Here is a 10232-nt window from a genome sequence, read left to right on the forward strand (position 1 = left end):
TTATTCCCCCTCATCTAGTCCGAATAAGGCTAATTGTTCATTTTCTTTCTCGGGATTACGTGCCAACCATACTCCGCAAATTTGATGTGCTTTCATAGCAGCCTGCTTTATTTCTGAGTTACCTCCATTTCTAGTAAACCAGCTTAATAAAGGTAAAACTGCTGGGTGCAACTTAAAATTAGAATTTGCTAACGTATCATTAACATTAATTCCGCTATTCTCAAAACAAGCTCCTATAAAGAATAACGTTTGATCTAAATCATGAGACAATCCTTTTCTATACTTGCCTTTCCAATCTTTAGCAAATTCAAGTGGTGAAACCATTGTGAATATACGATTTTTTTCAGTAACCCAATTCTTACTTTCAAAATCATTAGCAGATAGACCTGTACCTCTAAGGAAATTCTGCATTTCATTACGTGACAACGAAATTGTTTTATTAAAAATTCTTAGGAATTGGCGTGTCATTACTTCTGCCTCAAATGGTACTGATTCTAAATTACTATCTTTTTCGTCATTTAATATTTGATTGATACCAATTAAAGCTTCCTTAACTGAAAACGGTCTTCCCTCTTCAACATATACTTCTCCGTAATGTTTAGAAAAGTATTCTAATGCTTTCCCTCTTCGAATCACTTGTATATCTGATTCAGTTAAGCCCGATGCTAAATGGTTTGCTAATATGTCTTCCAATTGTCTAATATCTTTAACCATTCTTTTACGAAGTCTTGCCCAACTAATACGTTGTGGTTCTTCAGTTCTTTTTCTACAGACATGGATAATATCATATTCGATTTTCTTCGAACCGAATTCCGCATTATCCCCCTTGGACTCGTCACTACGAATAGGGTAAGTAGCTTCTAGATAGAATCCAGCATTAAATAAGCTTTCTAGTACGGCTATCCATGGTTCATCCTCGCTATGATGAAAAGTAAATGCTAGAATTCCTGCCTCCTTTAAAATTCTATTACTTTCTTTCCAAACTTCAGTGAGTATTCTTTGATAAAAATCGTCTGAATTTTCAGGATGTCTAGCTCTATTAGTAACAGCTTCAAGTGCCTTTGGAGTGTATGCATTTCCAAAAATATGTGGATACTCGTTCACCAATGCTTTTTGTAACCATACATAAAAGAAATCTGCTAATTCGGCATATTGAACATTATCTCCAAACGGAGGATCAGTAATTACCAAATCTATACTTTCAGTTTCTAAATTTAACTCTGTAGAAGAGCCACAAGTTAAATTTACAGTACTTAAAAGCGGGTCTCCTGTCTTTACCTTAAAACTTTTAGAGGTTAAGGATTCTGACAAATTATCATCCATAGTTGAAAGATAGTCTGTAGCTACTAACTCATAAGTATCTTTTTTCCACTCTTCTGCTTTATATAATGCTCCTAGAGAAGAATTCCAATTACCTCGTCCAAAATTAGCAAAAATATTATTTTCAACAAAATTCATTTTAGGGTAGTAGTTATTATTGCTGAAATGTGGTTCGAGCTTATCTCCTTGCGCATTCCAGATACAAAATGTATTTTGATTTCTGAGATACGATTGAAATGCACCCAAAAATATATCTTTTACATCTTGATTAGTGTCTTGCTTTACAATACTTTTAAATAAAGTACTTAGAATAAGTAATTGCCTTTTATTAAACATTTTCCACCAATGTGAATACCCATGATTCGGCAAATTATCTCTTTGATGTGTTTGATGACTAAAAACAATCTCTTCTTCTGGCCAAAAGCCTTTTAATTCACTTTCTTTTTTGGTTTCCCATTCTAAACTTGCTTTGTTATAACTTTTAACATCAGATGCTTCGAAGAAAAACCTCCCGTTATACAACTCACCGTTATGGTCACAATCTGGACAGTAACCATGATATGCATATATTGAAATAGGAGCATCTTTTTCACTTAAAGATAAAGAGTTTGACAATTGCTGTTGTGTACCACAATCAGCACAAATAAACTTCCCTCTCCCTTTACTTGAACCTGATTCTAGTCCCGTAGCAAATGTAATGCCAGTATCAGGACAAGTGATGTACTCAGGCAATTTTCCTCTGACCTCTATTAATTTATTTACTTTTGCACGTTCATTGTTCCACTCTATAGTATCTTCTATCTTATCAGAGGATGTCCCTCCTACAACCTTTGAACCCTTAAGCCAAGATGGATGAATTAATAATGTTAGTGCTATTTTTTTCCCCTTTGCTTTTTTAGGATCTAAAATATCCTTTTTCTCTTTCTGATTACAACTAGGACACTCAAAATACCCTTCTTCATCAACGATTGTAAAACTTTTTTCGTTTTGCGAAATAATTTGAGTAGCCCCTGGAGCCATTCTCGCTTCTTTCAATTCTATATCAAACTCATGATTACAACTTGAACACTTATAATCTTTCCAACTTTTTACAGACAATTCCTTAACAGAAACTATTGGATTTGTCATAATAGGTGTTTTATGGTTACATCCTGTATTTTGACAAGGTCCATGTTTTGCCCAAAATGTATATATAATTTCTGGCCCCCAATAGCGATAATATAAGCGTTCTTCATCAGTCAATTTAAAAGGATCAAAATCAATTGGCATAATTTCAAATTTAAATTCTCTTTGTTTAAACCAATTAAGCCATCCTTCAAAAGTAGAGATAGACTTTTCAAACTTTTTTAATTCATTTGCTGTTGGTTCACCAAAAGTAAAATCATCATAATAAGGTTGAATTGGAACATTCTTATCGATAAATTTTAACCATTTACCGTGGTGACCTCGTGGACAGTTACATGCAACATAAGGCATTAATTTTGGCTTTACTTCACTTTCTATTTGTTTTTCAATTTTTCTTACTTCATTAATATCTACTTGTGACATCTCATTCTTTACAACTAGCCATGCGACAGGATTTAAATCGTTCCCAATCATTTGCATACCTAAACGAGAACCTTCTACAATTGTAGTTCCCCCACCCATAAAGACATCAGCTACTTTGAGATTCTTTAGTGCATTATTATATTGATGGTTATTGTAATATTTCTTCCAGACGCTTTGTGAGGCATTGATTGGATCATCAGGTGACTTCATTACTGCTGCTAATAACATCGTTCTAAAAACACTTGACCGCCTTCTAGCCCACCATTTTGACATTTGATATATTGGTTTACTTGAATTTCCTTCAATAACAGCTACTTGGTTTACTGGGAGTATTGGAAAATCTACCTCTAAAACTGTTTTAGGACGATTTGGATCTGAGAAATTTACAGTTTCAAATTCCACTTTCTTTCCTGCTTGAATAGAGTTTATTATTTTTTCTTCAATAATTTGCTTTTTTGTTTTTGCCACTTTTGCCGCTCCTAACTCAACTTTTCGATACTTCAAAAAACGGTACAAATGTCTCCATTAAAGACAGGCCACCATGTGCTAACGTTGGGTATCCCCCAGAGTTCTTCCATTTTCTTCTACCCAGAACAAATGAATAGAGACCATTATTAAGCTCAATCTGTATGTCAATTGGTGGAACAAATGACGCCTCTAAAACTTTATCATTTTTAATAAATCTCTGATTTTTATATTTTGCTTTTAAATATTCTGCTTGTTCGCCATCAATATTAATAAAATCGCCCGTTGAAGCATATCCATGGTCACTTGTAATTACTAATCTTCTCCCATTAGCCAAATTTTCGATAAGATGCCAAAAATCATCAGAAGTAAATTGCTCACTACTTTTGGTAATCAATTCACGAATACCTTTACCTGGTACTTGATATTCATGAATTCTATCATCAAACCAAGTATGCCATAAAACCACATTAGGATTACTTCCAATTAGTTGTACACAATCCTTCCAAGGTAAATCTGTCACTTCTGTAATTGCACCTTCCAAACTATGACTGTTACCAGCTTGATTGTTATCAAGTGAAGAGCGTTGTGAAAAACCTAGGCTTTTTGCAAAAAAGGTTGTATCACTTGGTAAAGCAGAGGCGGTTGCATCTGCTTGATGTATAATGAATCCTCGTTTTTTTGCCTCAATAAGAAAAAAAGGCATTTCTCGTAACGATAAACCATCTAATATTAATAAGGCTTTCCCATTCAAATTATTATTCCAAAAATCTGTAATCTGGTGTGCAGTTTTTGGTACAGCATCATCAAAGCTGTACCAAAGATCCCATGAAGTACCTGATATTAATGTTTCAATACTTGTTACTGTTTTTTCACGCTTAATAATTTCTTGAACAGGTACTCCTGAAAATGGTTGAGAAAAAATATTATATAGTGATTCCTTTATATTACTCCAAGCCTTTATATTTGATTGTTCCAATAGAATATTATCAAGTAAAGTTTTAGTCACTATATTATTCCTCCTTGTCTAATTCTAGTCCATACGTTACCCCATCTGGTAACACACGCAATAACTGTTGTAATTGAGCACCCGTCATTTCATTGATATTTAGTGAAATACTTTTAATCTTTGTACCTGGATTAATTCCCCATCTTTCAATTTTTCCTATTAGGTTTAATGAGGAAGTTTGATCTGCTTGTAAACGTTTCACTGATACATTTGATTGATTTGGATCAAAAATATTAACAACATGGTTTTCTCCAAAATAAGGCGGCTTTTCTGTTTCTTGTTGCCCAAATAAGCTTCCCGTACTCGTTAACGTATTACCGATATTTTCATTACCTGTAGTAGAATCAGTCTCATCCTGACTAGTAGGGCTAATAATAAATGCAGTTGAAGACGTAATAGCACTAGGTGACTTAATGTATGTTTGATTTAAATGATTTCCTGTTCCTAATTTCCCCTTCATTCTGTGCCATGCATCTTGTTCATTTTCACCAGGTTTTAAAATAAGCAATTCCATACCTCTTAGATCAATAGCAATTTTACCCTTTGCACATAAGTGTATTAATTTATCTTTAATTTCAGTTTCACCTAACCAAGGAATACATTCTTGACCTCCTGGACGTGGTTCTTGTAAATCCGAAAGCAATCTTGATACAGAGTCATTATTATCTGCAAGTTCTATAACTAAATCATTAAATTCTTCTGGATCAAAAATCGATTGCTTAATAAATGAATCCATTGTTTCTGGAATATCTTTTCCTTTTGCTTGGTGATTTTCAATATGGAATACGCATTCTTTTGGATTGCTATAATTCCAAGTATCTAAAATAGCAAACCGATCAAATAATGAATTTAAATGAACTTTCAATTCGTCTTGATATTTTTTTGATAATGCTCTATACTCAGGTTCATTTTTTTTCCATTCGTTCGCCTTTAAAGTTGCACGTGCTAGAACTAATAATGAATAATCAGTATAAATATTTTCTTGCCCTCTTTTAGGGATAAGAAATCTAATTGTATTACGTTTAGAAGGAACATGGTCTATTAACCATTTGCCTAAAGTTTCTTCGATTTCCTCAAGACTTTCTGGAATAACTACAATAGGAATTCGATTATCCCATTTCGAAGGATGAAGATTATCCTCTAAACTAGACCAAGGATCTCTATTCCAATTAGATTTCAAAACAACTACTTGGTATTTTGATGTAACAGATTCCTCTCCACCAATGACATATCTAACTTGTTTAGCTAATTGATCAATGTCTGATCCATCTTGAAATAATTTGTCATTTCTTGAAAAGGCTAACAATTTTGCTTGAGGATTTTCTTCTTCTTTAAATACAAGCTTGTCTCCTACTTCATGGATATTAAAACTATTATCAATTATTGTAGTCATCTCAATTAAAAAGCTATTATCATCTATTGGTTCTCGTTGAGTTATATCAACCTGTAAAATTGCTCTTTCCGCTCCAGCTTGTTTGTTAATTGCTAGTGAATGAATCCAAAGTGAACTTAAAATATATGAAGCATGAGGTATTTGATTTTTATAATTTACAGCATCCCTTACAGCTTGTAGATTTCTTTGAGCTTTTTCTCTCAGAGTTTTATGATATTCATTTGATACAGTATCCAAAAGTGACATAATCCCATCATCATCTTCTTCAATAGAGAAACTTCCCGCTGTTATGATACAAGTATCTTCAGTTTGTTGTTTAAATAAATTTGCTAATATTTTTATTAAATCTCTAGTTTCTTGAGCATCTGTTGCAACAAGAATTTGATCTTCTAAAAGTTGAATTAATTGAGGAGAAAACGGCCATGATTCAATAAATTCTTCTCTTATCGCCGCTCTTTCTGTTTCTGAAATTTGTAACAAACGATAATATTCATTTAAATGTACTTGAATAGAATTATTAATATCGAGATTTGAAATTTGGGAACGATTCTCAAAAAGACGGTGTAAAAGTAGACGTTTACGATCTCTTTTGACATAATGCCCCTTAAAATCAATAATAATTGGGTTATTTCTATGAATTTGTTGATATGCATCAGATTGTCCATTTCGAACAGAAACAACTAAAATTAAAAGATCAGGAAACTCTTCTGCGATTTCAGCTAATGTTTGCACAAAATTAAACGCCCAATTTTTCCAAGGGTATTGCTTGGTATTTGTTAGAGCATCATACCAAGTTTGAAATTCGTCTAAAATTACTACAGTAGGTTGTTCTTTGAACATTTCTATTAACAAATCTCGTCCTAAAACATCTGTTTTCTTATCGCCTTGCCCCTCCCACTTACCTCGAATATATTTTCCATGTGGATGTTTTTCTAAAATTAAATCCCAAAGGTATTTATAGTTTTGATAATGAAGACTTTCCGCTATAACGTGCATACCTTTACGTAAATTAATTTGATTTAATTCAGCTCTATTTAATTTAACTGACCAATTTTCCAACCAGTTTTTTGTCATCTCAGTATTTATAAATGAATGGTAAATAGTCGTTAATAAATGTGATTTACCTTGGCCACGGGAACCAATTAGTACAATTGGTCTAGATTGTTCAAGTGACACAGATTCAATTGTTTTTAATAAATCATTTGATGGATAAGTTATTTCCAAAAAATCTTTAGCATTTTTTTCAATTTCTTTATTAAAATCTATTGCTGTTCTCTTAAGTCTCTTAGGTCTAAATTCGCTCCTTAATTTTAAATCAAGCATTTAACAATAACCTCCATTTTCTTTTTCCGCACTAGAATAGCATATTTTATTCTTTTTAAAATCTAGGTTTAATACTACCAATGTATATTACCTTCATTATGTCATAAGTAATAAAGAATTTTCATTAAATTATGTTATATCCCTTATTCTTATTATACTACAACACTTTTCAATTAGTGGGAATAATTACCTTATCATTCGTTAAAGGAACTTTAATAATAATATTATCGTGCCACTTATTACTAAATTACCACAAGCTAACCTATAGAAAAAACACATTAAACATACGTAAAATAAAGCTAATTTTAAAAGAGAATGAAAAAGAGTAACATCACAGGTAATTTATCTAGGAATGATGCATCCTTTTTTAAAACTTTTATATAGAAGAATTGCTAATCTATTTCTATTTTTTAATTATTTTTATATATTTTTCATATTTAAAATTTCTTATACTATTAATATTATATTAATCTCCTATACTTAAGTGGATTTTCCACAGTATCCCCAACATTTTATGAAGTAATTTTCACATCCCATAATCGGTGTTATAAGCGATTCCACTTATTTATGATTTACATATAAATCAATAATGTCTGGCTTATTGAGTGTTATTAAAGAAAATACCCTTTAACGGAAAAAGACCCCTTCCTTATTCAAGGAAAGAGCCCAATTGTAGAACTGAATCGGCTACACTAAGTTGGACAGATACTATAAGGGCTAGTAGACTTAACATACTAACCTAAGGGAGCGTGCTACTATGTCACGTCAACGTCGAACTTTTACACCAGAATTCAAACTTCAATTAGTTAAGCTTTATGAAAACGGAAAGTCACGTGCTGATATCTGCCGAGAATATGAAATAACGCCTTCTGCGTTAGATCGCTGGATTAAAAACCATCAGGACACTGGAACATTTACTGCAAAAGAAAACCGTACTGATGAAGAGAATGAATTAATCAAGTTACGCAAAGAAAACCAACGCTTACTGATGGAGAATGATATTTTAAAGCAAGCAGCGCTGATCATGGGACGAAAAGAGATGTGATCCGAAATAATGCTCACAAATATTCAATATCAGCAATGTGTAACGTCCTCAATATTGCCAAAAGCACCTATTATTATCATGCAAATCTGCGTGAAAAAGAAGCCCATGAAAAAGAAGAAGGTGAGCTTTCCAAGGACATCGAGCGAATTTTCAAGGAAAGTCGCAGCAACTATGGTACACGTAAACTCAAAGTAGAATTGGAGAGAATGAAAAAGATTGTTTCCCGTCGTCGAATCGGCCGAATTATGAAACGATTAGGTCTCGTTTCAAAATACACGGTGGCACAATACAAGCCACACAAACAAAGTTGTAATGAGGCGCCAATCAAAAATGAGTTACAACGCCAGTTTAAACAAGAAGAACAATTAGCAGTAGTTGTAAGTGATTTAACATACGTTCGTGTGGAGAAAAAATGGCACTATGTATGCTTATTTGTCGACCTTTTCAACCGAGAAATTATTGGACACAGTGCAGGTCCGAATAAGCCAGCAGCCCTTGTGTATCAAGCATTAGCTAGCATTAAAGGAAATTTACATAATATCAATATGTTTCACACAGACCGAGGAAAAGATTTTGATAATAAACTAATTACAGAGGCTTTAGAGACATTTGGGATTCAACGATCATTAAGTATGAAGGGTTGTCCCTATGATAACGCCGTAGCCGAAGCGATGTACAAAGTATTTAAAACAGAATTCGCAAACGGAGCTCACTTCGCTTCTCTTGAACAGCTCGCTCTCGAACTTGATGATTATGTTCATTGATTTAATAATATTCGAATTCACGGAACTCTGGGCTATTTAACACCAGTAGAATTTAAACAACAGACCTTATAGAAATTGTCCAGTTTAGTGTTGACATTCCAGTTTTCTATAGCTTAAACCAAAGTATAAAACCCTTTTCAACTAATCAGCTCCCGTAGTTGAAGTAGACCTTGTCACAATTTATCCCCTTAGTAAAATTAATCAAACCTAAGACCCAATAGCAGATGTTATGAATGGTTTAACTATTAACAATATTTATAATAAGATCCTGGAATCCTTCTCCAGCTCTAGCAACTCAACTAAAAAAAGAGCTGTTAATTAGCTCTTTTAACCAGAATATTTATTGGAAGTGATTGAATAATGATATATTTCTATATCTTGATCAATAAAGCCTCTTCTTTGAGCTGCTTTTAGAGTTTGATACATATTTTCTCTTCCAACACCATTATCAGTATGTAGATAAATTTTATTTGCCCTTAAGCCCTTTTCGCAAATATACTTTACCAAATCATATCCCGTGGGTAATAACGTTCCTTTGTTATCTTCGCCTAAATCGTGGTCAAGGGAGAGTATATGTACATTATAGTTTTCAATGTAATAAATTGCCTCTTCCATATTTCTAGCTATTGTATATCCCAATGGACAATCCCTTAAATCATCCACATACAGGTTAATAACCTTACTAGTCAAAAGAATAACCTCACTCTGTATTTTGATATTTTTTAGACATTCACACTTCCAAAACTAATGCTTTTGAGGAGAAACTAGAATACTAAGACCATGTTCTTCTCCATAATCCCACATTTTCACCCAAGGATATGTATTCTCAGGTAGAATGAAAGTACGTTCTTCTAATGATTGAATTGTTGACATATCACATTTAGTTCCATGCTCCTTGGTTGCTGGATGAATACCAATTTCTCTACCAGTGTCATTAAAGTATACAAACTTCAAATTATTTCACTCCCAATGTTGTATTAATTAAATAATAAATTATTTGAGAATTATAAAAAAGAGCACACATAATAACTAATGGATACTCTTATCACTATTTAATTTACTTATAGTCTTGTAATATTGTTAACTTTTGTTTTGTTTTTTCAAAGTATTTTTCTGAAATTAGTTTAATATCATCTGGTCTAAGATGATCTAACATACCTGCTTTTATTTTATAGAAGTGTACTGTGTCTTTTTTGTCATACAACAATTTATCTAGAGTTGATTGGTTGAATGTTAAGGTTTTTATAACTTCATCTCTATCCTTACTTACCACTATAAATTCATTTTCTTCGGAAGCTAGATCAAATTCGTAACTCATTTGTTTATTGCAAAATAGAAGTGCAGACTAGTGCAAAGAATTTGTAC

6 protein-coding genes and 1 pseudogene are annotated in these 10232 nt (G+C 32.7%); 1 reads left to right on the forward strand and 6 read right to left on the reverse strand.

Annotated features, from left to right (window positions below):
• Genes CD33_RS12665 through CD33_RS12675 form a run of 3 tightly spaced genes read right to left on the reverse strand, consistent with a single transcriptional unit; the run spans position 1 to position 7058 of the window.
• The gene (locus CD33_RS12665) at positions 1 to 3336 is read right to left on the reverse strand and encodes a hypothetical protein (protein WP_036201312.1); all 3336 of its coding nucleotides are present in this window, start codon (positions 3334 to 3336) and stop codon (positions 1 to 3) included.
• A 16-nt stretch (positions 3337 to 3352) separates the two neighbouring features.
• On the reverse strand, positions 3353 to 4342 hold the full coding sequence (locus CD33_RS12670; RefSeq protein WP_036201256.1) for a PglZ domain-containing protein: 990 nt from the start codon (positions 4340 to 4342) through the stop codon (positions 3353 to 3355).
• Positions 4343 to 4346: 4 nt separating this feature from the next.
• Positions 4347 to 7058 carry a DUF499 family protein gene (locus CD33_RS12675; RefSeq protein WP_036201257.1) on the reverse strand — a complete coding sequence of 904 codons (2712 nt, stop codon included), beginning with the start codon at positions 7056 to 7058 and terminating at the stop codon, positions 4347 to 4349.
• Between the two features lie 757 nt (positions 7059 to 7815).
• On the opposite strand from CD33_RS12675, the pseudogene CD33_RS12685 reads away from it, so the two are divergent.
• Positions 7816 to 8939 (forward strand): annotated as a pseudogene (locus CD33_RS12685) (IS3 family transposase).
• A gap of 255 nt (positions 8940 to 9194) precedes the next feature.
• On the opposite strand, the gene CD33_RS12690 reads toward CD33_RS12685, so the two are convergent.
• The 3 genes from CD33_RS12690 to CD33_RS12700 all read right to left on the reverse strand — a co-directional run bounded on the left by CD33_RS12690 (position 9195) and on the right by CD33_RS12700 (position 10185).
• Positions 9195 to 9557, reverse strand: a complete 363-nt coding sequence (locus CD33_RS12690; protein ID WP_036201259.1) for a cyclic-phosphate processing receiver domain-containing protein — start codon at positions 9555 to 9557, stop codon at positions 9195 to 9197.
• Positions 9558 to 9611: 54 nt separating this feature from the next.
• The gene (locus CD33_RS12695) at positions 9612 to 9821 is read right to left on the reverse strand and encodes a hypothetical protein (protein WP_036201260.1); all 210 of its coding nucleotides are present in this window, start codon (positions 9819 to 9821) and stop codon (positions 9612 to 9614) included.
• A 103-nt stretch (positions 9822 to 9924) separates the two neighbouring features.
• Positions 9925 to 10185: a hypothetical protein gene (locus CD33_RS12700; RefSeq protein WP_036201261.1), complete on the reverse strand. Its 261-nt coding sequence runs from the start codon at positions 10183 to 10185 to the stop codon at positions 9925 to 9927.
• Positions 10186 to 10232: the final 47 nt, after the last annotated feature.

It is taken from the genome of Ureibacillus sinduriensis BLB-1 = JCM 15800 (assembly GCF_000772955.1).
GTDB lineage: Bacteria > Bacillota > Bacilli > Bacillales_A > Planococcaceae > Ureibacillus > Ureibacillus sinduriensis.